This window comes from Pseudomonas sp. p106 (assembly GCF_003936645.1).
Taxonomy (GTDB): domain Bacteria; phylum Pseudomonadota; class Gammaproteobacteria; order Pseudomonadales; family Pseudomonadaceae; genus Aquipseudomonas; species Aquipseudomonas putida_E.
In genome coordinates this window covers 80,888-101,729 of sequence record NZ_RHQR01000015.1, presented here as the reverse complement: position 1 = coordinate 101,729, position 20,842 = coordinate 80,888, and the positions used below count along the sequence as shown (strand labels likewise).

At 61.9% G+C, this 20,842-nt stretch carries 18 protein-coding genes and 1 pseudogene; 12 read left to right on the top strand and 7 right to left on the bottom strand.

The window, feature by feature from the left end; all coding sequences use genetic code 11:
- Positions 1-26: 26 nt before the first annotated feature.
- From EGJ09_RS27050 to EGJ09_RS18540, 5 genes and pseudogenes are all read left to right on the top strand, one after another.
- A pseudogene (locus tag EGJ09_RS27050) lies at positions 27-732 on the top strand (LuxR C-terminal-related transcriptional regulator).
- A gap of 171 nt (positions 733-903) precedes the next feature.
- Complete coding sequence (locus tag EGJ09_RS18555; RefSeq protein ID WP_046788068.1) at positions 904-1,182, top strand: BrnT family toxin; 279 nt, start codon at positions 904-906, stop codon at positions 1,180-1,182.
- The gene (locus EGJ09_RS18550; RefSeq protein ID WP_012315648.1) at positions 1,160-1,414 is read left to right on the top strand and encodes a BrnA antitoxin family protein; all 255 of its coding nucleotides are present in this window, start codon (positions 1,160-1,162) and stop codon (positions 1,412-1,414) included. The genes EGJ09_RS18555 and EGJ09_RS18550 overlap by 23 nt, the downstream gene beginning before the upstream one ends.
- Positions 1,415-1,491: 77 nt before the next feature.
- Positions 1,492-1,887, top strand: coding sequence for a transcriptional regulator (locus EGJ09_RS18545; protein ID WP_125924527.1), 396 nt, complete (start codon positions 1,492-1,494; stop codon positions 1,885-1,887).
- A 105-nt stretch (positions 1,888-1,992) separates the two neighbouring features.
- Positions 1,993-2,919 (top strand): DMT family transporter, encoded by a 927-nt coding sequence (locus tag EGJ09_RS18540; RefSeq protein WP_125924526.1) that lies wholly within the window; start codon positions 1,993-1,995, stop codon positions 2,917-2,919.
- Between the two features lie 130 nt (positions 2,920-3,049).
- Here the strand turns inward: EGJ09_RS18540 and EGJ09_RS18535 are convergent, their stop codons facing one another.
- A complete protein-coding gene (locus EGJ09_RS18535; protein WP_125924525.1) occupies positions 3,050-4,219 on the bottom strand; it encodes an MFS transporter in 1,170 nt (389 codons plus the stop codon).
- A 106-nt stretch (positions 4,220-4,325) separates the two neighbouring features.
- Here EGJ09_RS18535 and EGJ09_RS18530 point away from each other — a divergent pair, with 106 nt between their 5' ends.
- Both EGJ09_RS18530 and EGJ09_RS26925 read left to right on the top strand, forming a co-directional pair.
- On the top strand, positions 4,326-5,219 hold the full coding sequence (locus tag EGJ09_RS18530; RefSeq protein WP_115274133.1) for a LysR family transcriptional regulator: 894 nt from the start codon (positions 4,326-4,328) through the stop codon (positions 5,217-5,219).
- A gap of 124 nt (positions 5,220-5,343) precedes the next feature.
- On the top strand, positions 5,344-5,472 hold the full coding sequence (locus EGJ09_RS26925) for a PA1414 family protein (protein WP_008090807.1): 129 nt from the start codon (positions 5,344-5,346) through the stop codon (positions 5,470-5,472).
- A 147-nt stretch (positions 5,473-5,619) separates the two neighbouring features.
- On the opposite strand, the gene EGJ09_RS18525 is transcribed toward EGJ09_RS26925, so the two are convergent.
- The gene (locus EGJ09_RS18525; RefSeq protein ID WP_046788072.1) at positions 5,620-6,999 is read right to left on the bottom strand and encodes a sodium:solute symporter; all 1,380 of its coding nucleotides are present in this window, start codon (positions 6,997-6,999) and stop codon (positions 5,620-5,622) included.
- 133 nt (positions 7,000-7,132) lie between these two features.
- Positions 7,133-8,083, bottom strand: a complete 951-nt coding sequence (gene speB, locus EGJ09_RS18520) for an agmatinase (RefSeq protein WP_012315641.1) — start codon at positions 8,081-8,083, stop codon at positions 7,133-7,135.
- Positions 8,084-8,307: 224 nt separating this feature from the next.
- Here speB and EGJ09_RS18515 point away from each other — a divergent pair, with 224 nt between their 5' ends.
- From EGJ09_RS18515 to EGJ09_RS18505, 3 genes are all read left to right on the top strand, one after another.
- Positions 8,308-9,201, top strand: coding sequence for a LysR family transcriptional regulator (locus tag EGJ09_RS18515; RefSeq protein WP_012315640.1), 894 nt, complete (start codon positions 8,308-8,310; stop codon positions 9,199-9,201).
- 137 nt (positions 9,202-9,338) lie between these two features.
- Complete coding sequence (locus tag EGJ09_RS18510; RefSeq protein WP_119687591.1) at positions 9,339-10,904, top strand: PAS domain-containing methyl-accepting chemotaxis protein; 1,566 nt, start codon at positions 9,339-9,341, stop codon at positions 10,902-10,904.
- Between the two features lie 75 nt (positions 10,905-10,979).
- Positions 10,980-11,579, top strand: a complete 600-nt coding sequence (locus EGJ09_RS18505) for a tRNA-uridine aminocarboxypropyltransferase (RefSeq protein ID WP_115274137.1) — start codon at positions 10,980-10,982, stop codon at positions 11,577-11,579.
- A gap of 255 nt (positions 11,580-11,834) precedes the next feature.
- On the opposite strand, the gene EGJ09_RS18495 is transcribed toward EGJ09_RS18505, so the two are convergent.
- Positions 11,835-12,128 carry a hypothetical protein gene (locus EGJ09_RS18495; RefSeq protein ID WP_115274139.1) on the bottom strand — a complete coding sequence of 98 codons (294 nt, stop codon included), beginning with the start codon at positions 12,126-12,128 and terminating at the stop codon, positions 11,835-11,837.
- A gap of 363 nt (positions 12,129-12,491) precedes the next feature.
- Here EGJ09_RS18495 and EGJ09_RS18485 point away from each other — a divergent pair, with 363 nt between their 5' ends.
- The gene (locus EGJ09_RS18485; protein ID WP_125924524.1) at positions 12,492-13,403 is read left to right on the top strand and encodes an RHS repeat-associated core domain-containing protein; all 912 of its coding nucleotides are present in this window, start codon (positions 12,492-12,494) and stop codon (positions 13,401-13,403) included.
- 94 nt (positions 13,404-13,497) lie between these two features.
- Here EGJ09_RS18485 and EGJ09_RS18480 read toward each other — a convergent pair whose 3' ends face one another.
- The 3 genes from EGJ09_RS18480 to EGJ09_RS18470 all read right to left on the bottom strand — a co-directional run bounded on the left by EGJ09_RS18480 (position 13,498) and on the right by EGJ09_RS18470 (position 18,451).
- On the bottom strand, positions 13,498-14,853 hold the full coding sequence (locus EGJ09_RS18480) for an HlyD family type I secretion periplasmic adaptor subunit (RefSeq protein WP_125924523.1): 1,356 nt from the start codon (positions 14,851-14,853) through the stop codon (positions 13,498-13,500).
- Between the two features lie 9 nt (positions 14,854-14,862).
- Positions 14,863-16,998, bottom strand: a complete 2,136-nt coding sequence (locus EGJ09_RS18475; protein ID WP_119687590.1) for a type I secretion system permease/ATPase — start codon at positions 16,996-16,998, stop codon at positions 14,863-14,865.
- 79 nt (positions 16,999-17,077) lie between these two features.
- Complete coding sequence (locus EGJ09_RS18470) at positions 17,078-18,451, bottom strand: TolC family outer membrane protein (protein ID WP_119689079.1); 1,374 nt, start codon at positions 18,449-18,451, stop codon at positions 17,078-17,080.
- A gap of 469 nt (positions 18,452-18,920) precedes the next feature.
- On the opposite strand from EGJ09_RS18470, the gene EGJ09_RS18465 reads away from it, so the two are divergent.
- A partial coding sequence (locus EGJ09_RS18465; protein ID WP_125924552.1) for a retention module-containing protein occupies positions 18,921-20,842 on the top strand: 1,922 nt, incomplete at its 3' end.

Below are 20,842 nucleotides of genomic sequence, written 5' to 3'. Positions count from 1 at the left end.
TCTTTCCACCCGCACAGGCCGCAGCCATGAACAGCGACCACGCCAACCGCCTGGCCACGGTGATTCGCAGCATCGGCAGCGACGCACTGGGCCCGGCCATCGACACTGCGCTCAAGGGCGTGGTCGATTTCGACATGAGCTGCGCTTACCTGTTTCGCTTCAACCAGCCGGCGCTGTTGGTGCACGATGGCTACAACCAGCGGGTGACCGAGCGTACGCTCAAGGCGTATCTGCGCGGGGGCTATTTGCTCGACCCGTTCTACGTCGCTTGCACCAACAATGCACCACGGCAGCTTGATCGAAGAAATCGGCTTCATCGTCCCTGTGCGCCCACGCACGGCGCTGGTGTTTTCCTTGATGCGCGGCTTGCACAAGGGGGCGTTCGAAACCGATGAAACCCAACGCCTCGCTGCGCTGACGCCGCTGATCGATGCCATTTTCAGCCAGCATCTGCACCTTGCTCATGCCGAAGACCTGGCCGACCCGCAGGACTCGGACTGCCAGTTGGAAGACGCCTTCGTCGATATCCTCCAGGGCCAGTTGACCGAAACCCAGCGGCATGTGGCCAAGCTGATTTTGCAGGGGCACAGCAGCCAGTCGATCTCGCGGGCGCTGGGGATTTCGGAAGGGACGGTCAAGGTGCACCGGCACAACATCTGGCAGCGGTTGGGGATTGCCGGGAATGCGGAGTTGTTTCGGTTGTTTATTGGCTATCTCACGAAGCAGCAATGATCTGAAGGCTATGGCCTGTAATGGATCTGTGCGGCTTTTCTATCTTGGCTGTAATCCCTTTCCGAAACTGGCGTTTAACCTCCTGGCCCCATTGATGCGCGAGTGACCTCGTCCTAGTCTCGCGATGAAAGAGGAGGTATCGTATGTACATCTGTAAATACAGCGCGCCCCATGATATTTGAGTGGGACGCAACGAAAAATCAAACCAATATCCGAAAGCACGGCATCGATTTCGCTGATGTGCCCGACATGTTCAACCATCCCATGTTGACCCGACGGGACGACAGCGCACAATACGCTGAGGAGCGCTGGGTAAGCTTGGGATGGCTCAATGCCTTGCTTGGGGTAGTCGTGTACACGGAGAGGCAGGGTGAGGTAATCCGCATCATTTCCGCACGTAAAGCCACCAGATGGGAGGCCAAACACTATGACCAAAGCATCGAAAACTGATTGGAGCCGCCTGGCTCAAATGGACGATAAAGATATTGATACCTCGGATATCCCCGAGTTGGACCAGGCTTTCTTCCAGCAGGCTGAACTGCGTGTCCCGGCGAAGCAGGCAGTAACCATTCGCCTGGACGCTGATGTCCTCACCTGGTTCAAGGATCAGGGGGCGGGTTATCAGACGCGGATTAATCAGTTGCTGCGCCAGTACATGCAAGCCCAGCAGCGCCAGCGCTGAGATCTTTTGGAACGCACCAGACCCGCGACCGGTCCCAAGCTGTGTACCCCATGCGTCCACAGCAAGAGGCCATAGCCATGAGCATTACCTACGACTGGGACCTGATCGAGCGCTTGCTGCACGAAGTGCAGAACGGCGCCGGTCACAGCTTCACACCACGCCCCTATGCCGAGCAGCACGCTGCGGCTCTGGCCGCCGAGGGCCAGCCGGTGGGGGATGTGGACCATCTGAAAACCCGTGCCTGCGAGTACGAGAAGCTGCTATTCGAGCGCGGCTTCGTCGAGAGCCGGCCGCCAGAGGATGGCGGCAATGGAGAGAACTTCGTGCTCACCGAGCGCGGGTCGCGGCTGTTGAGCCTGATCGACAGCAGCATCCCGGGCTTCGAGCACCCGCGCCAGGTGCTCGATGAGCAGGAGGATGCGCTGGACGAAACCACATTCGAGCAGGTGTCGGCGAAGGCGCAGATCGCTTGAGGTCGTATTGAGGCTGGCAAGGCCTGCCCGGAAAAACCGATAATCGGTCTTTCCTGAATACTGCCGAGCCTTGCCCATGCCATCGATCACCCAAGAGGGCCGCCCATGAGTGCGGCCCGCAAGAATCCCGATGCCTTTGCCTTCCAGGTCATGCTGGGGCTGTGCCTGATCTGGGGTTGCCAACAGGTACTGATCAAGTCTGCGGCGGTTGATATTGCGCCGGTGATGCAAGCTGCACTGCGCAACGGCCTTGCGGCGGTGCTGGTCGGCTTGATGATCTGCTGGCGCGGTGGCTGGGGGCAGGTGGGGAGTACCTGGCGTGGCGGGTTGCTGGCCGGCGGTTTGTTTGGCCTGGAGTTCCTGTTCATCGCCGAGGGGCTGAAGCTGACATCGGCGGCGCACATGTCTGTGTTCCTCTATACCGCGCCGGTGTTCACGGCACTTGGGCTACATTTCATGCTGCCCAGCGAGCGGCTGCGCCTGCTGCAGTGGCTGGGCATTCTGTTGGCGTTCGGCGGAATTGCTACTGCGTTTGCCGGGGGCGTGTCGTTCGAAGAAATGGACGGGCGCATGCTGCTCGGCGATGCCTTCGGTGTGCTGGCCGGGTTGGCTTGGGGGGCGACGACCGTGGTGGTACGGGGTTCGCGCTTGTCCGAGGCGCCTGCGACGTTGACCCTCTTCTACCAACTGGCAGTAGGTTTTGTCGGGTTAGTGCTGATCGCCTTGCTCAGCGGGCAGATCGACAAGGTTTCGTGGACGCCCTTGGCGGTCGGCAGCGTGCTGTTCCAGGGCATTGTGGTGTCGTTTGTCAGCTACCTGACGTGGTTCTGGTTGCTGCGTAAGTACTTGGCCTCGAATTTGGCGGTGTTTTCCTTCATTACCCCATTATTTGGGGTGACGTTTGGCGTGCTCTTGCTGGATGAACCGCTGAGCGTGAATTTTGTGCTCGGGGCCGTAATGGTTTTGCTCGGCGTGGTGCTGGTCAGTGCCGAGCCTTGGGTGAAGCAGCAATTGCGCAGGTTTGTGGGATAGGGGTTGCTGTTACTGGCCCTATCGCCGGCAAGCCGGCTCCCACAGGTACCCCACTAAACCTGAGGGCAGTGGGGCATCTTTGGGAGCCGGCTTGCCGGCGACAGGGCCGGTATTGATCAAGCTTGATCAATCACGCAACCCGCCCTGCAATTTGGCAGTTCTGGTTGTTGCGTGTGCCGGTAAGAACCAATACCCCCGCCAGCCCCAACCCAGCCGCCGCCATTACCAGCGCCGGCTGCAAGCTCCCGCTGTAATGGTTGCTCAACGCCGCCAGCAACGGCCCGCTCAATTGCCCCAGCGCAAAGCACGCAGTCAACAGCCCGGCATTGCGCTGCGTCGCATGCGGCGCGAGCTCCCGCGAGCGTTGCATCACCAACTGCATGCATGCCAGGAACGGCGTACCGCAGAGCACTACGCCCAAGGCGAGGCCAAGGCCACCGCCCATCAGGCAGGCCAGCACGCCAAGGCCTTGCAGCCACAAGGTCGCGCTCAGCCAGGCCGAAGTGCGGCCGGCGCGTCGCACACTCACCAGCACCACGCCCATCGCCGCCGCCACACCAAACGCTGGCCAGAACAGATCGGCCATCCAGTTGCCCTGGAACTGTTGGTTGGCCATTTGCGAGAGGAACGTGGCCGGCAGGATGTAACCCACGCCATACAAGGCATACACAAGGCCAAGGCGGCCAATGCCAACGCTGCGCGTCACCCCTTGCTGCGCCGTGCGCGGTACCACGGCGGGTTCCTGAGCGCGAGGCAGCCAGGGGTACACAGCCAGCAGCATGACCAGCGCGGCAACGGCATACACCAGCCATAACGCTGCCGAGCTCATACCGAGCAAGTGAGCGAGCAATGCCAGCAGGCCGGTGACGGCGATGCCCAGGCCGGGCCCGGCGAACACCAGGGCGCCCAGGCGCGGACGGTTGTTGGCGTTGGCCAGTTGCTGGCTGAGGCTGGTGATCATCACCAGCACCCAGGCACTGGCAACACCCGTGCCGAAGCGCAGCAGCAGGTGGCTCCAGAACCCGTCCGCAGCCCAGGACGCCAGGGTCAGCACTGCGCAAAGCCACAGGCCGCCATGCAGGCGCAGCCTGACCTGGGCGGGGGTGCGGGCGAACATGGCGTCTGCCGCGCCAATGAAATAACCCAGGTAGTTGGCCGCCGCGACCAGGCCGGCGGCGGTCAGGTCGAACTGGCCTTCGGCGATCAGTTGCGGCAGTTGTGGGGTGAGAGCGAAGCGGCCGATGCCCATGGCCATCATCAGGGCTACGGCGCTGGCCAGCAGTTGTACGAACGGCGACATGAGGACACTCCTGCGCGGGTGTAAACGATGGATGGCAGGTTAGGGCGCTTTTGTTTTCAATAAAATTGAATAATGATGATCAAGTTATTCTGTTTTGGAGAATGTCATGGAGTTCAGCCAGCTGCGTATCTTCCAGGCGGTCGCAGAGGAAGGTTCCATCACACGCGCCGCCGAGCGCCTGCACCGGGTGCCGTCGAACCTGTCCACGCGCTTGCGCCAGCTTGAAGAGCAACTGGGCGTGGAGCTTTTCTTGCGTGAACGCCAGCGCCTGCAGTTGTCCCCCGCTGGCAAGGTGCTGCTGGATTACGCCAACCGCCTGGCGGCGCTGCGTGACGAAGCCATGGCGGCGGTACAGGGCGGGCAGCCGGCCGGCGACTTCGTCCTGGGCACCATGTACAGCACGGCGGCCATTCACCTGCCCGCGCTGTTGGCGCGCTACCATCAGGCCTATCCGGCCGTTAACTTGCAGGTGCAGGCTGCCCCCAGTGGCGAGTTGCTCGAGGGGTTGCTCAGCCACCGCCTGGACGCCGCACTGGTGGACGGGCCTCCGAGCCTGGCGGGGCTCGATGGCGTGCCCTTGTGCGAAGAAGAACTGGTACTGATCACCAGCCCTGAACACCCAACAGTGCACAGCGCCAGGGATGTGGCGGGCAAGGCGGTGTTCACCTTCCGCCAGGGCTGCTCCTACCGGATGCGCCTGGAGGCGTGGTATGCCCATGCACATACGCCCATGGGGCGGGTAATGGAGATCGAGTCTTACCAGAGCATGCTGGCCTGTGTGATAGCCGGCGCGGGCGTGGCGCTGATGGCGCAATCGATGCTCGACAGCCTGCCGGGGCGTGACCGCGTGCGGGTCCATCGCCTGCAGGCGCCGTTCGATCAGGCGGTGACCTGGCTGATGTGGCGGCAGGGGATGCGAGGGGCGAATTTGCAGGCGTGGGTCGATTTGCAACAAAGCGAAACGATTAACCAGCCGTCGGAATCCACCGTTTCCGCTTGATCCGCGTCAAACTTGCCCCTATCTGTAAGTACAAGGGCATGCGTAATACAGGACATCGGGCTATGATCTGTATGAAACATCGCAGGATTGATTGACCGAGAGGCTGACCCGTCAAGGGGGCACTATGAAAAACCAAATGTTCAACTGGCTCCACGACTTGGCTGTCGCCCTGGGGCTGATACCACCACCCTTGCAGCCGGTGCCTATCCCGACTGATGAAGAGCAGCGCAGGCGCCAGCCGCGTCGTCGTTGAAACCAACAAAGCCGCGATATCAGAGATGATGCCGTGGCTTTTTTGTTGGTTGTTTTCGGGGCGTTGTGCATGCGGTCGAGCGCATGCCTGGATTGCGCCGGCACCTTTTGGGATCGAGCGCTGCCTGGGCGACGCTCGATCTCACCCTCAAGCCAGCTTCACCACCCCTACCGGTTTACGCGACAGCAGGCTGACCAGCACGAAACTCACCAGGCCAACCGCCAGGCTGTAGTAGATCGGCGTATTGGCGTCCAGCCCGTCCTTGAACATGAACCACAGCGCCGTGGCAAAGCCCAGCGACATGCTGGCGATGGCCCCTGCAGTGGTTGCACGTTTCCAGAAGATAGCCCCGATCAGCGGGATCAGCATGCCGCCGACCAGCAGGTTGTAGGCCAGCGTCAGTGCGCTGATCACATCGTTCACCGCCAGGGCGATGCCCAGCACCACCAAACCGGTGAGCAGGGTGAACAGGCGGCTGACACCCAGGCTCGACTGCTTGCCGCCACGCAGTTTTGGCAGCAGGTCTTCGGTAATGGTGGTCGAGGCGGCCAGCAGGCCGGCGCTGGCGGTCGACATCATCGCTGCCAGGGCAGCGGCCATCAGCAGGCCACGGATACCATCAGGCAACTGGCTCTTGATCATCTCGGCGAACGCGTTGTTCGGGTTGGCCAGGTCCGGCATCAGCACGTGCGCGGCCATGCCGATCAGCGCGCAGGCCAGGCCATATAGCACGCAGTACAGGCCTGCAGTCGTGCCGGCACGTTGGCAGACCTTCTCGTCACGGGCGGTGAACACCCGCTGCCAGATGTCCTGACCGATCAGGATGCCGAAGAAGTAGATCAGGAAGTAGGTGATGATGGTGTCCCAGCCGATGGTGGTCCAGGCGAAGCTGGCCGCCGGCAGCTTGGCTACCAGAGTGTCCCAGCCACCGGCGTTGTACAGGCACACCGGCAGCAGGATGAACATCAGGCCCACGGTCTTGATCACGAACTGGACGATATCGGTCAGGGTCAACGACCACATGCCGCCGATGGTCGAATAGACCACCACCACGCCGCCGCCGAGCAGCAGCGACATCCAGAACGGCAAGTCCAGCAACACCTGCAGGACAGTCGCCATGGCCAGGGTCGAGGTGACGCCGATCATCAGCGCATAGGCCAGCATGATTGCCGCACTGGCCTGGCGCGCCATGGGGTTGTAGCGACGCTCCAGTACCTGGGTCACGGTGAAGATCTTCAGGCGCAGCAGCGGTTTGGCGAGGAACAGGTTGAGGGCGATGATGCCCAGGCCCAGGGCTGCGCACAGCCAGAAACCGGAGATGCCATGCACATAGCCAAGGCGCACGGTGCCGACGGTGGAGGCGCCACCGAGCACGGTGGTGGCCATGGTGCCCATGTACAAGGTCGGGCCCAGGTTGCGCCCTGCCACCAGGTAGTCTTCGTGGGTTTTTGCGCGCCGCATGCCATACCAGCCCAGCCCGAGCATGCCGGCGGTATAGATCATTACAACAATGATGTCCAAGGCCATTGGGGGTCTCCCGATTATCTTTATTATGGCGAGATCGACCGCTCAGGCGGCTTCACGGCGCCTGGCGGTCTTGTCTTGTGTTGGCGGGCCTCTGTGGCCCTCCCTCATGGCTCCTGCCGGGGTGCAGCAAGTTTCAGCGGCGCACGACGCCGGGCAGCACGCAGAGCATTTCGAACAGCAGGTTGGCACCGAGCAGCGAGGTGTTGCCGGTGGTGTCGTAAGGCGGGGAGACTTCGACAAGGTCACAGCCGATCAGGTCCAGGCCGTGGCAGCCGCGAATGATCTCCATCGCCTGGATGGTGGTCAAGCCGCCGATTTCCGGGGTGCCGGTGCCCGGGGCCCAGGCCGGGTCGATACCGTCGATGTCGAACGACAGGTACACCGGGCCGCCGCCGACTTTTTCGCGCACTTCGGCCATCAGCGGTTCCAGCGACTTGTGCCAGCACTCTTCGGCCTGCACCACGCGAAAGCCCTGGCGGCGGCTCCAGTTGAAGTCGTCGGCGGTGTAGCCCTGGGCGCGCAGGCCGATCTGGACCACGCGGTCGCAATCGAGCAGGCCCTCTTCCACCGCGCGGCGGAAGGTGGTGCCGTGGGCGATTTTCTCGCCGAACATGTGATCGTTGACGTCGGCGTGAGCATCGATGTGCACCAGGCCGATCTTGCCGTGCTTCTTGTGCAGGGCGCGCAGGATCGGCAGGGTGATGGTGTGGTCGCCACCCAGCGTCATCGGGATGACATTGTGCTCGACAATCTCGTCGTAGGCTTCTTCGATGATGCGCACGGCGTCGAGCAGGTTGAAGGTGTTGATCGCCACGTCACCGATGTCGGCCACCGACAGCGAGTCGAACGGGGCGGCACCGGTGGCCATGTTGTACGGGCGGATCATCACCGATTCGGCGCGGATCTGCCGTGGGCCGAAGCGGGTGCCGGAGCGCAGCGAGGTGCCGATGTCCAGCGGCACGCCGATGAACGCGGCGTCCAGGCCTTCGGCGCTTTGCAGGTGGGGGAGACGGAGCATGGTGGCGATGCCGCCGAAACGCGGCATTTCGTTGCCGCCCAGTGGTTGATGGAGAACTTTGTCCACGGTGGGCCTCATCAGTCGGTCGATTGTTTTGTTTGTTCGAACCTGTGCCGCCGCGCGCCTTGAAATGTGGTTATGCCGGCGGGCAGGGACATTTCGGCCAAGTCTGCTCAAGGTAGTGCGTGGGAAAAATCGCTACCGGCAAATACTTACTTCAGGAATTTCTGAACTAAACGCCATCGCAGCGGTTAGACTGCGCGCAAATGACACAGCGGAACCGTTGCACCATGGCCTCGACCTTGCCCGACCTGAAACTGCTGCGCATCTTTGTCAGCGTGGTGCGCCACCAAGGCTTCGCCAATGCCCAGCGCGATCTCAACCTGTCGACCTCGGCCATCAGTACCTACATGAGCCAGCTCGAAGGCGCCTTGGGCATCGTGCTGTGCCACCGCGGGCGTGGCGGTTTCAGCCTGACCAGCAAGGGCGAGCTGTTCCATCAGGAGACCTTGCGCCTGCTGGCGGAGCTCGATGGCTTCGAGCAATACGCCGCAGCGCTCAAGGGTGAGCTGCGCGGTACGCTCAACCTCGGGGTAATCGACTCAACCGTGGGCGACCGCGCGCTGCCGTTGGCTGAAGCGATCGGAGCCTACAGCCAGGAGCACCCTGCGGTGCACCTGCACCTTTCGGTATCCAGCCCCTATGAGCTGCAGCTTGGCGTGCAGGACAACCGCCTGGACCTGGCCATCGGGGCGTTCTCCTCGCGCATGAGTGGCCTGGTTTACCAGCCGCTGTACCGCGAGCAGCATTGGTTGTACTGCAGCAGCCGCCACCCGCTGTTCGCCGAGCGGCGTATCCCCGAACCGGTGGTGACCCAACAGCGCATGGTCGGGCGCGGTTACTGGAGCCAGGCGGAGTTGGCCCGGCATGGCTTCAAACACAGCGCGGCGACCGTCGAAAGCATGGAGGCGCAGCTCATTCTGATCCTGTCAGGTGCCTATATCGGCTACCTGCCCGAGCACTATGCCCAGGCTTGGGTCGACAAGGGCGACCTGCGCGTATTGTCTCCGGCCACTTTCGGCTATCAGGCGCCATTTTCGCTGATAATCCGCCGCGGTCGCAGCCGTGAACCCTTGATTCAGACCTTCCGTGACCTGCTCAAAAGCCAGCTCAATGTTGGCTGATGAACAGGACGTTTTGGTCATTCCGTCGGCATGAATAAATTTCCTACAAACCTGACTACTACGCTGATGGCGTTCTGCTAAACCTCTACTTGCTTTGATGATTTTCCCCTTCATCTACACAAGCAAGGACCGCCCAGATGCGCATGAATTTGCCCGTCACTGAGCATGAAAGAACGTTTTCCAGCGACCAGCGGCTGATCTCTACCACCGACCTGAACAGCCGCATCACCTACTGCAACGACGCGTTCGTGGCCATCAGCGGGTTCACCTACGACGAGCTGGTGGGCCAGACCCACAACCTGGTGCGTCACCCCGACATGCCACCGGCGGTTTTCGGGCATATGTGGGACACCATCAAACAAGGCAAACCCTGGATGGGCGTGGTGAAGAATCGCGCCAAGAACGGTGATTTCTACTGGGTGAGTGCTTATGTCACCGCCATTTATGAAAACGGCCGCATCAGCGGCTACGAGTCGGTGCGTTCGGTGCCCAGCCGTGAGCAGATCCGCCGCGCAGAACGGCTGTATGCGCGTCTGCGCGCCGGTCGCCCGGCTGTAGCCTGGGCCGCGCGGCTGGGGCGTGGCGTTGGCGATGGCTGGCCGCTGATCGGCGCAGGCCTGTTGTCGGCCGCCGGCTACCTCTGGTTACCGCCCTATGCAGCGCTGGGCGTGCTGATGGCCAGTATGCTGTTGGCCTGGTACCTGATTGAACAACGGCATAACCAGGCGATCCGCCGCACACTGGCCGAACATCCCAAAGCCTTCACCAGCCCGCTGGTAGCGCTGACGTACAGTGACAACCCGGGCCTGCACGGCCAGCTCGACCTGGCGATCATCAGCGAGGAAGCGAGGCTGCAAACCGCCCTGACACGCCTGGTGGACGCCGGCGTCGGCGTGAAGTCGCGGGCAGCCCAGTCAGCCGACCTGTCCGATGCCCAGGCGCAGATGCTCGATCGCCAGCGCAGTGAGACCGATCAGTCGGCCACCGCCATTGCGCAGATGGCGGCGACCATTCAGGAAGTGACGCATAACGTGCAAAGCACCGCGCATGCTGCGGGCGATGCCGATCAGTTGGCGCAGCAGGGCAGCGAACTGGCCCGGCAGAGCCTCAAGGCGATGGGCAGCATGAGTGAGGCGGTCAGCGACATCGGCCAGGCGGTCAATGCCCTGGCTGAGCAGACCCAGTCGATCGGCAGCGTGGTCGACACCATCACCTCGATTGCCGAACAGACCAATTTGCTGGCGCTCAATGCCGCGATCGAGGCGGCGCGGGCGGGTGAGCAGGGCAGGGGCTTTGCCGTGGTGGCCGATGAGGTGCGCTCGCTGGCGCAGCGCACGCGCACCTCGACCGAGGAAATCCACCAGATCATTGCCTCCCTGCGCACGGGCGCCGAGCGGGCGGTAAGCACTGCCAGCCGCGGTGAGCAGATCTCGCGGGATAGCGTGCACAGTGTCGAGGCGGTGCAGTCGGCGCTGGCCGGGATTGCCCAGGCGGTCAGCCGCATCACCGGCATGAGCCAGCAGATGGCGACGGCGTCGGAGCAGCAGAGCCACGTGGCCGAAGACATCAACCAGCAGATCGTGCGCATCGCCCAGCTGTGTGACCAGACGGCAGGGCAGGCCAAGCAGGGGGCTGAAATCAGCCAGGACCTGGAGCGAATGGCCGAGTATCTGCACAGCCTGGCAGAGCGCTTCAACCGCTGATTTATTGCCTCTCCCACAAGGATGTGGGGCTTTTCCTCAGGGCTGTGGCACACTGCGCCCGGTAAGGAGAAACCGATGTCCAGACCCCGCTGCGAGCGTTGCCTGCGCCCGCTCGACCACTGCCTTTGCCCACTGATCCCCTCGCTCGACAGCCGCACCCGCGTGGTCCTGCTGCAGCACCCCAGTGAAACCTCGCACGCCCTGAACACCGCACGCCTGGCTGCCCTTGGCCTGGTCAATGCCGAGTTGCGCGTCGGCGAGGTGTTTGAAGACCTGGGTGATTTGCTGGATGCACCTGAGTATCGGCCGGTGCTGTTGTTCCCAGGTGAGCAGGCCCAAGTGCTTGCAGCCTACGGCGATACAGACGACAGGCCGCTCATGCTGATTGTCCCTGATGGCACCTGGCGCAAGGCTCGCAAGCTTTTGTACCTCAATCCGCTGCTCGAAGCGTTGCCCAGGGTGACGCTGGCGCAGGTGGCGCCCTCGCGCTACCGCGTGCGCAAGGCGCCGGAGCCGGGAGCGGTGTCGACCATAGAGGCGGTGGTGCAGGCATTGAATGTGCTGGAGCAGCCGGCCTGTTTCGATGAGTTGCTGCGCCCGTTCGAAGTGTTGATCGAGGGGCAGATCAGGGCAATGGGGCCTGAGACGTTCCAAAGAAATCACGGTGAAGGCTGACACCTGCACTGTCAGTGCCGTTCTCTCCTCACGATTGCAGGCGCTTTGTGTGTGCCCGCAGCTTCGTGCCATTGCGGCTGTGCGTGGGAGGACTTCGGGTCTGCCGGGTTCCAAGTTCCCGGTTCGCCGATCTGCGTACAGCAGTGTTCCGAATGGGGTGGTTCGTTAATCGCTAAGCCGAAGAACCATTGGTGAGGCAAATCGAGTGGATAAACGAATCAAGCGTCCGGGACACTAGGCATTTAAAATGGCCGTCTACTTTTTCAAGGCCAGGCTGATGCCTTCATCCCCACTCTCGTAGCGGCAAATCACCGACGTTTTTGTATCTTTCTTGTTCTTCAGTTCAAATGCGCTGAGATCCGACTCCGACGCGTTAGGGGTGAAGCCAGCCCATTGACCGTCGTTATTTTTTACGCTGTAAGCGATGCCTTCCATACCGTCTTGTTCATCGGCAGATTGAGTGATGCTTGTAACTTTCGGGCAATCTGCTGCAAATGCATTACCCATTGCCAGCACTGTTGCGATACCTACTGCGGCGATAATACGCATGTGACCTACTCCTTCAGGTGATTGAGCGTTCAGCATGGTGGCTCTCGTTACATATCGCTACTGGCAAAAATGCCGGGTTGACGTGGCAACAGTCGTTGGCTGTACCGGCCTTCGTCGCCTGCAAGCTTGGCCTTGAGCCGCTTGAAGATGCGCCTACCGGCGAAATTACGGTGGCGCGGTTGCGTCCGTTCGAGGTGTTGATCGAGAGGCAGGTCAGGGCGATGGGGACTGAGGCGTTCCAGAGAAATCATGGTGAGGGCTGACACCGGCACTCGGAATTTAACTGATAATTTTGCTAGTTTGCGCGGCGATCGGGTTCGGTGATGCTGGGAGGCATTCTTACTTGGCATCCGAGCAACCATCATGATCAGAATCTGGTATCAGAATCAGGGTGTAGCCTTTACGGTTAAGGCCGGCAAGCACGTCTACTCCCTGATGCGGGGGCAGGGTTTCGTTGTGGGGCAGGTGAGTGGGAGTTCCACCGGTGTCGCCAACGCGCGCTTGATCGGCACCGATGGCATGGGGTCACCTTTATTGATTCTGGACCCGCTGTGCAAAGAGCGTCACAGCTATACAGCGTATGGGTACGATGCATTGCTGACTGAAAGTACCGTACTGGGATTCAACGGCCAGCTGTCTTGTATGTTGAAGCATGCCTATTTGTTGGGGAATGGTTACAGGGTCTACAGTACCGCGCTGATGAGGTTCTTTTCTGCGGACCGATTGAGTCCCTTTGCGGCGGGCGGTTTGAACGCATACGCCTACGTGCAGGGGGACCCGGTCAATCGAGATGATCCTTCCGGCCGAATGTTCAGATGGGTCAAAAAACTTATACCGGGCAAGTCGGTAGCCATTGACGTACGAAACTCTGACGTAGAAAACCCTGCCATCACGCTCCCGGCAATGAGCTCAAATCCACCGGCCTCGGTCAGTTTTGTTAATGAAATCTCGTCTACGCCACCTCGTATGGCGCCTTTACTGGTCATTCTGAAACAAAATAGTCCTGCTACTGACCTGTTGCTGGGGCACGTGGGGAACAAGGGTCTGATGCAACTAGGGCGTGTATCACGCGACGCGTCGAATGCAGTGAGCCTTCATTTGTCCAGAACTCACGCCGGGCCGCAACAGGTTGCCATGGCAAACCAGTTCGCGCTGACCGAGCGGGCACGCATCTTTGCTGGTTTGGCCGCACAAAAGCTGATGAATAGAGAGGTGCCGCTTGCGCCCATGACTCCAGCTCAAGCGATGGAGCACGTCCGACTCAACATTGTGTGAGCGTTTGCGCAAGGCGCCGAAACAAACGCAGCATCGCGATGCGCCGGGGCCTATCAGTTCTTTTTTTGTGTGCGGGCCGGTAACGGCCTGCCTTTCACCGCTCCCGCAACGCCTCGGTCCGTGCCTTGAGCACCGGCTTGAGCAGATAATCCAGCACACTCTTCTGCCCGGTGATGATATCCACCGTGGCCACCATCCCGGGGATGATCAGCAGCGGCTTGTTATCGCCGCCCAAGTGGTTCTTCTCGGTGCGCACCTGAATCAGGTAAAACGCATTGCCCTTGTCATCGGTCACGGTATCGGCACCGATCAACTCAAGCTTGGCCTTCATGCCGCCATAAATGGTGTAGTCATACGCACTGAACTTCACCATCGCCGGCTGCCCCGGGTGCAGGAATGCCACGTCCTGTGGCCGCACCTTGGCTTCGATCAGCAGGTTGTCCTCGATCGGCACGATCTCCACCAGGTCGCTGCCTGGCTGCACCACCCCGCCAATTGTGTTGACTTTGAGCATCTTGACGATGCCGTGCACCGGCGAAACCACGGTAGTGCGGTTGACCCGGTCGTCGATGGCGATGCTGGTGGCGGTGATCTTCGACAGCTCCGTGCGTTTGTCGTTGAGCTCCTTGGCGGCCTCGGAGCGGAAGCTGGCGTCCGATTCCTGGATCTTGCTCCTGATCTCGGCCACGGCGGCCTCGGCGCGGGGGATGGCCAGGCTGGTGGCGTTGAGCTGGCCGCGAGCTTCGACCGTGCGTTGCTTGAGCCGCAGGATTTCCACCGGTGAAATGGCACCCTTGCTCACCAGCGGCGCGGACATGTTTAGTTCCTGCTGCAGCAGGCCTACCGCCGAACGGTACTGTTCGACCTTGGAACGGAACTCGGCCAATTCCTGGGTCTTTTGTCGCAACTGCTCGTTGAGGGTCTGCTTTTCACTGGCCAGGCGGCGCTGGCGCGAGTCGTACAACGACAGTTCGTCCTCGGCCACTTGCGGCGCCTTGGCGCGGACCTCCTCGGACAGCACCAAGGGCCGCCCTTCGGCTTCGGCGGAAAGGCGCTCGACCTGGGCGGTCAAGGCATAGCGGTCAGCCTCGCTTTCACCTTTGTTGGACTTGAACCGCGTGTCGTCCAGGCGCAGCAGGGTGGCGCCTTTGTCCACCATCTGGCCTTCGCGCACGAAAATCTCAGTGACGATGCCGCCCTCCAGGTTCTGCACCACCTGCACCTTGCTCGAAGGGATCGCCTTGCCTTCGCCGACGGTTACCTCGTCGAGCACTGCCAGGCTCGCCCAGGTCACGGCCGCGAGCAGTAGCGCCGCTGCCAGCCACACGGTCAGGCGTGACAGGCGCGGGGAATCTTGCAGGGTGGCGCTGGCCAGCTCTGGCATGTAGTCGTGTTCGGTGCGCTTGTCGGCGCTGCTGTGGGAACTGCGCACGCTGTGGCCGATGGGCATGGAAACCTCCTAGAGAGCTGCGCCGATGCGGCCCTTGCGCAGGGCATCGATAACCGCATCCTTTGGCCCGTCGGCGACGATCTTGCCGTTGTCCAGTACCAGCAGCCGGTCCACCAGGCTAAGCATCGAGGTGCGGTGGGTGACCAGCAGCAGGGTCTTGCCGGGCACCCAGTTCAGCAGTCGCTGGCGCAGTTGCTCTTCGCTGCTGTTGTCCATGTGGCTGGTAGGTTCGTCGAGGATCAGGATGGGTGGCTCCAGCAACAGCGCGCGGGCCAGCAGCACGGCCTGGCGCTGCCCGCCGGAAAGCAATTGGCCACGTTCGCCCACCGGGCGGTCGAAACCCTGCGGGTGCTGGCGGGCCAGCTCGCTGACGCCGGTCAGTTCGGCCACTTCGAGCATGCGCGCATCGCTTACGTGGCGGGCACCGAGGGTCAGGTTGTCACGCAGGCTGCCGGCCAGCAGCGGCAGGTCATGGGCGACGTAGCCAAGCTGGCTGCGCAGGTCGGCGATGTCCAGTTGGCGCAGGTCGAGGTTGTCCAGCAATACCTGGCCTTCTTCCGGGTGATGGAAGCCCATCAGCAGGCGGCCCAGGGTGCTTTTGCCCGAGCCGCTGCGGCCGATGATGCCAATCCGCTCACCCGGCTTTATGGCCACGTTCACATCCTGCAGTGCCGGGCTGGCCTGTGCCGGGTAGCGGAAGCTGACATGGCTGAGGGTCAGGCCGCCCTTGAGCGCGGTGTGCTCCAGGGCTTGCTGTTCGGCCTGGCGTTCTTGCGGCAGGGCCATCAGGGCATCGGTGCTGCGCATCGTCAGTTGCGCTTGCTGATAGCGGGTGATCAGCCCTGCAATCTGGCCGAGCGGTGCCAGCACCCGGCTACCGAGCATGTAGCTGGCGACCAGGGCGCCGACACTGAGGTTGCCAGCGATGATGCTGTACACCCCGGCGACGATGGTGGCCATGCCGCAGAACTGCTGGATGAACAGCGTGCCGTTGCTGGCCAGCGACGACAGGTTGCGGGCGTGGGCGTCGAGGCGGGCCATGGCGCCATTGGTGTGTTCCCACTGGTACTGGCGCTCGCTCTCGGCACCGCAGGCCTTGAGGGTTTCCAGGCCGCCGAGGGTTTCGATCAGCAGTGCCTGGCGTACCGCACCGAGGCTGAGGCTTTTTTGCACGGTGTCGCGCAGGCGTGCCTGAATGAACAGGGCAAAGCCCACCGCCAGCGGGAAGGCGATCAGTGGGATCAGTACCAGCCAGCCGCCCAGCAGGCCGATCACCAGTAGCATGAGGGCGACGAAGGGCAGGTCGATGATGCTGGTCAGGGTGACTGCGGTGAGGAATTCGCGCAGGCCCTGGAAGTCATGGATGCTCTGGGCGAAGCCGCCGATGCTGGCAGGTTTGGCTTTCATGGCCATGCCGGTGATGCGTTCGAACAGGGCGGCGGAGAGGATCAGGTCGGTCTTCTTGCCGGCCTGGTCCAGAAGGTGGGCGCGGACCATGCGCAGCACCAGCTCGAAGGCGGTGCCGATGAACAGGCCAGCGACCAGCACCCATAAGGTCGAAAGTGCCTGGTTGGGTACCACGCGATCGTAGGTCTGCATCACGAACAGCGGCACCATCAGGCCCAGCAGGTTGATCAGCAGGCTGGCCAGCAGGGCATCGCCGTACAGCCAGCGGGAATGGCGCAAGGTATCGCGGAACCAGGCCTCCACCCGCGGCAGCAGCGGTGAGCGGACTTCCTCCAGGGTATGACGGGGTCGTGCGAACAAAGCGTGACCTGCGTAGGCCTGTTCCAGCGCCTCGCGCTCTACCCATTGTTCGCCGCCCTCAGCCTCGCAGGGCAGGATCAGCGCCCGGCCATCTTCGCCCCAGCGCTGCAGCACGGCGCTGCGGCCGTCGTTGAGCAACAGCAGCACCGGCAGGTTGAGCGGCGAAATGGCCGCCAGCTCACGCTGCAGCACACGGCCTTGCAAACCGGCACGCGCCGCAGCGCGTGGCAGCAAATCCGCACCCAGGCGTTGCTGGAGCAGTGGCAGCCCACTGCTCAGGCTGGCGCGGCTGGCCGGCCGACCGTGCAGGCGGCACAGAATCAGCAGGCCATCTAGCAGGGGGTCATCGACATCGGGGCGCGGTTGTGCGCTTTGCATACTGGTCACGATGAACTACTCCCGCCACGGTGTAAGGGGGATGAGGCGCGGTGCTGAGTGCCAGTTGCGTGCGGCTGGCTCAACGCATGTCGGGCAACCTGGCCTCGGTGCGTACGTCGTTGTTGGCGATGGCCTCCGGCGGCAGTGAAATACGCTGTTTGCTCAACAGCTCACCCATGGTCGCCAGCACGCGATACATCGAGTACTCCTCGGTGTAACGCACCTCGGTGTAACGGCGGTTGGCGTTGTACAGCTCATTCTCGCTGTCCAGCACATCGAGCAGGGTGCGTTGGCCCAGGCCGAACTGGTCCTGATAGGCGGCGCGCACACGTTGCGTCGTTTCTGCGTACTCGCGGGCGGTAGGGGTCTGTTTACGGGCGTTGTTCATGGCGTTCCAGGCCAGGCTGAGGTTTTCGGTCAGCTCGCGCAGCGCGTTGTTGCGGATGTCCAGTGCCTGGTTGATCTTGTGCGCGTCGGACTGCAGGCGGGCCTTGTCGCTGCCGCCGCGGAACAGGTTGTAGCTGAGTTCGACGCCGGCCTGCCAGTCGTTGTTGCTGTGGCCTTTTTCGCCACCGAGGTTGTTGTTGGCGCCGGTGGCCAGCACCGCGTCCAGCCGTGGGTAGAAAGGCGATTTGGCCACTTCGTACTGCTGCTCGGCGGCATTGACGTCGGCCTGGGCAGATTTCAAGTAGGGGTTGTTCTGGCGCATGCCTTCGCGCGCCTCGTCCAGAGTGCCAGGCATTTCCACCTTGACCGATTGCGGGCCTTCCAGCTCATCCGGCAGGCGGCCGACCACGCTGTAGAAGTTGGCCTCGGCATCGGCCAGGTCGACCTCGGCGGTGTCCAGGTTGTTTTCCGCCAGAGCCCGGCGTGCGCGGGATTGGTCAAGGTCGGCGGTGCTGCCTACGCCCCGCTCGCTACGCAGGCCTATCTGATCGCTGACGCGCAGGTGCGCCTGCAGGTTGTTCTTTGCCAGGGTCACCAACTCTCGGCGCTTCAGCACTTCCAGGTACACCTCGATGGCGCGCAGGGCGACATCTTGTGCGACGGCCTGAGTGTAGTAGGCGCGGGAGGTGGCCACCGCCTCGGTACGTCCCACTTCGTTGGCTGTGTTGAAACCATCGAAGATCATTTGCCGAAGGCGCAACTCCGACTGGGTGTAGTTCAGGGTTTCTTTGTTGTGGTTGCGGGTACCGTCAGCGTTCAGGCCGCGGGTATTGATGTTGTCCGAGCGCTGTCTGCCGTACCCGGCTACCAGGTCCACGGTTGGATAGTACCCACCACGGGCAAATTTCACGTCCTCGTCGGCTGACAACCTGCTGTTACGGTTGGAGCTTATTTCCGGGTGGTAGTCCACGGCGCTCTGGACAGCCTCGTTGAGCGACATCGCCTGAACGTTGGCGCACGCCATGGCCAACAGAATTGCACTGGTGATGGGGTTGAACCTGCGCATGGGGTACTTCTCCCTGATCTCAAAATGGCCCTGCTTCTTCTCGCCAAAAAAATGACGATTTTTATCGTTCAAACCGTTTCATGTTTGTAACAACAGAGCTAAGAACATTTAGCGCGCGAGCTAAGAAGATTTTTTCATAAGTGATATGCGAAAAAAAACTTATGCGGTCTATCGAAACCAAGACATTGTTTCATTCAAGTGATTTCGGAAGCCGCTGTAGCCTGCGAGTTTCCTGCATCGCAATGAGTTCCAGATTTTTTATGGCTAAGGACGTGGGGTAGGTAGGTAAAAGCGGAATTTGGCGACAAAAATTTGGCATCCGGTGGTGGCAAATTTACATTATGACTATCGCCAAATCAGTGACCTTCGCGCACGATTCTCACGATTGAGACATGCGGGCGCGAAGCCGTTGACCTCCATCTGCCATGTTGTTGGCTGTGTAGCCAATAGGTTAGGGAGGCGTGCGCTCATGGCTAAGTCAGTCGGTGTGGTCAGCAAGGTGGTGGGGCAAGTATTTGCCGTTGGCAGCGATGGCAGCCGACGCCCTCTGATCGAGGGCGATCGCCTGTACGCGGGCGAGCAGTTGCAAACGGGTGCCGCAGGTGCCGTGGCTGTGCGCTTGCATAATGGCGCCGAGCTGACACTCGGCCGCGACAGCAGCCTGGCCATGACCGAAAAGCTCCTGGCTAACCAGGCCGCCCCTGCACAGGCTCAGGACGTTGCGCCGAGCGAGGCGCAACTGAGCGATGTCGAGCGTATTCAGCGGGCGATTGCCGCCGGCGACGACCCTAGCGTCAACACCGAAGCCCCTGCCGCTGGAAATGGCGGCAACGGCGCGCCAGGCGCACTGGGCGGTGGCCACAGCTTTGTGTTGCTTACCGAAGTGGCGGATCGGGTTGACCCGGTGGTGGGCTTTCCCACGGCTGGCTTCAATGGCATTCCTGAATTGGCCAACCGCTATGTGGGTGGCCTGGATGGCAGCGGGCGCGACTCCTTGGGGGCTGGCAACGGTGGCAATGGTGGCCTGCCGCCTGGTCCGCCCAATCCGCCGGAGCAGCCCAATCCACCCATCACGCCGATCGACGAAGACAGTCCGGTAGAGTTGCGGGGGTTGAATGTCAGCCCTGGCGAGCTGAGTCTGGATGAGGCCAATCTACCCCAGGGGTCGGCCAGCAACCCCGCAACCCTGACCCAGCAAGGCAGTTTTACCGTGCTGGCGCCAGACGGCGTGTACAACCTCAGTGTGGGTGGCATCAACGTGGTGACCGCTGGTGTGGTGACCGGTGTTGGCCAATCGATCACCACGGGCCTGGGCAACACCCTGACCATTACCGGGTACAACCCTGCCACGGGCGTGGTGAGCTACAGCTACACCCTGACCGGTGCCGAGCAGCACGTTGAGGGCGAGGGCAACAACTCTCAGAGCGAACAATTGCCGGTACTGGTCAGCGACAGCGACGGCGATGTTGCCCAAGGGGCGCTGGATGTGATCGTCCGTGACGATGCGCCCCAAGCCGTGGATGACAGCAATGCAGTTGCTGCCACCGAACAGCAAACCGAACTGACCGGGAATGTACTGGGCAATGACGTGCAGGGCGCCGACCGCGTGCCCGGTGGCCCGGTAATCGCCGGGACCTTCACCGGTACTTACGGCACCTTGGTCCTGGCCGCAGACGGTTCCTACACCTACACGCTGAACACCAACGACCCGGACTTCAAAAGCCTGGGCGGCGGTGGCCAGGGCGTGGAGAGTTTCACCTACACCATCAAGGACGCCGACGGCGACACCAGCAGCGCGACCCTGACGCTGAACGTGACCAACCTGAACGACCCGGTGACGCTGGATGGGCTCGGCGTGCAGGGCGGCGAGCTGACGGTATCTGAAAGCAACCTGCAGGACGGCAGTGCACCCGATGCCGGCGCCCTGACCCAGCAGGGCACCTTCAAGATTACCGCCCCAGACGGTTTGCAGAGCCTGAGCGTGGGTGGCATCAGTGTGGTCAGTGGTGGTGTGGCGGCTGGCTTCCCGCAGTCGATCGTCACGCCTGAAGGCAACACCCTGACCGTGACCGGCTATGACCCGACGACGGGTGTGGTGAGTTACAGCTACACCTTGGTGGACAACGAAAACCACCCCGGCGGGGAGGGCAGCATCAGCGAAGTGTTCCAGGTGGTCGCCACGGATGTCGATGGCAGCACTGCGACTGGCAGCCTAGATGTGACCCTCCGTGACGATGTGCCCCAAGCTGTGGATGACAGCAATGCAGTTGCTGCCACCGAACAGCAAACCGAACTGACCGGGAATGTACTGGGCAATGACGTGCAGGGCGCCGACCGCGTGCCCGGTGGCCCGGTAATCGCCGGGACCTTCACCGGTACTTACGGCACCTT

What these genes read in the sequence shown, in the direction of transcription:
- EGJ09_RS18480 (WP_125924523.1), bottom strand. Translation starts at nt 14,853, where the DNA reads ATGCCCATCGGCCACAGCGTGCGCAGTTCCCACAGCAGCGCCGACAAG.
- EGJ09_RS18505 (WP_115274137.1), top strand. Translation starts at nt 10,980, where the DNA reads ATGTCCAGACCCCGCTGCGAGCGTTGCCTGCGCCCGCTCGACCACTGC.
- EGJ09_RS18535 (WP_125924525.1), bottom strand. Translation starts at nt 4,219, where the DNA reads ATGTCGCCGTTCGTACAACTGCTGGCCAGCGCCGTAGCCCTGATGATG.
- EGJ09_RS18525 (WP_046788072.1), bottom strand. Translation starts at nt 6,999, where the DNA reads ATGGCCTTGGACATCATTGTTGTAATGATCTATACCGCCGGCATGCTC.
- EGJ09_RS18515 (WP_012315640.1), top strand. Translation starts at nt 8,308, where the DNA reads ATGGCCTCGACCTTGCCCGACCTGAAACTGCTGCGCATCTTTGTCAGC.
- EGJ09_RS26925 (WP_008090807.1), top strand. Translation starts at nt 5,344, where the DNA reads ATGAAAAACCAAATGTTCAACTGGCTCCACGACTTGGCTGTCGCCCTG.
- EGJ09_RS18485 (WP_125924524.1), top strand. Translation starts at nt 12,492, where the DNA reads ATGATCAGAATCTGGTATCAGAATCAGGGTGTAGCCTTTACGGTTAAG.
- EGJ09_RS18545 (WP_125924527.1), top strand. Translation starts at nt 1,492, where the DNA reads ATGAGCATTACCTACGACTGGGACCTGATCGAGCGCTTGCTGCACGAA.
- EGJ09_RS18495 (WP_115274139.1), bottom strand. Translation starts at nt 12,128, where the DNA reads ATGCGTATTATCGCCGCAGTAGGTATCGCAACAGTGCTGGCAATGGGT.
- EGJ09_RS18470 (WP_119689079.1), bottom strand. Translation starts at nt 18,451, where the DNA reads ATGCGCAGGTTCAACCCCATCACCAGTGCAATTCTGTTGGCCATGGCG.
- EGJ09_RS18510 (WP_119687591.1), top strand. Translation starts at nt 9,339, where the DNA reads ATGCGCATGAATTTGCCCGTCACTGAGCATGAAAGAACGTTTTCCAGC.
- EGJ09_RS18530 (WP_115274133.1), top strand. Translation starts at nt 4,326, where the DNA reads ATGGAGTTCAGCCAGCTGCGTATCTTCCAGGCGGTCGCAGAGGAAGGT.
- EGJ09_RS18555 (WP_046788068.1), top strand. Translation starts at nt 904, where the DNA reads ATGATATTTGAGTGGGACGCAACGAAAAATCAAACCAATATCCGAAAG.
- EGJ09_RS18550 (WP_012315648.1), top strand. Translation starts at nt 1,160, where the DNA reads ATGACCAAAGCATCGAAAACTGATTGGAGCCGCCTGGCTCAAATGGAC.
- EGJ09_RS18540 (WP_125924526.1), top strand. Translation starts at nt 1,993, where the DNA reads ATGAGTGCGGCCCGCAAGAATCCCGATGCCTTTGCCTTCCAGGTCATG.
- EGJ09_RS18475 (WP_119687590.1), bottom strand. Translation starts at nt 16,998, where the DNA reads ATGCAAAGCGCACAACCGCGCCCCGATGTCGATGACCCCCTGCTAGAT.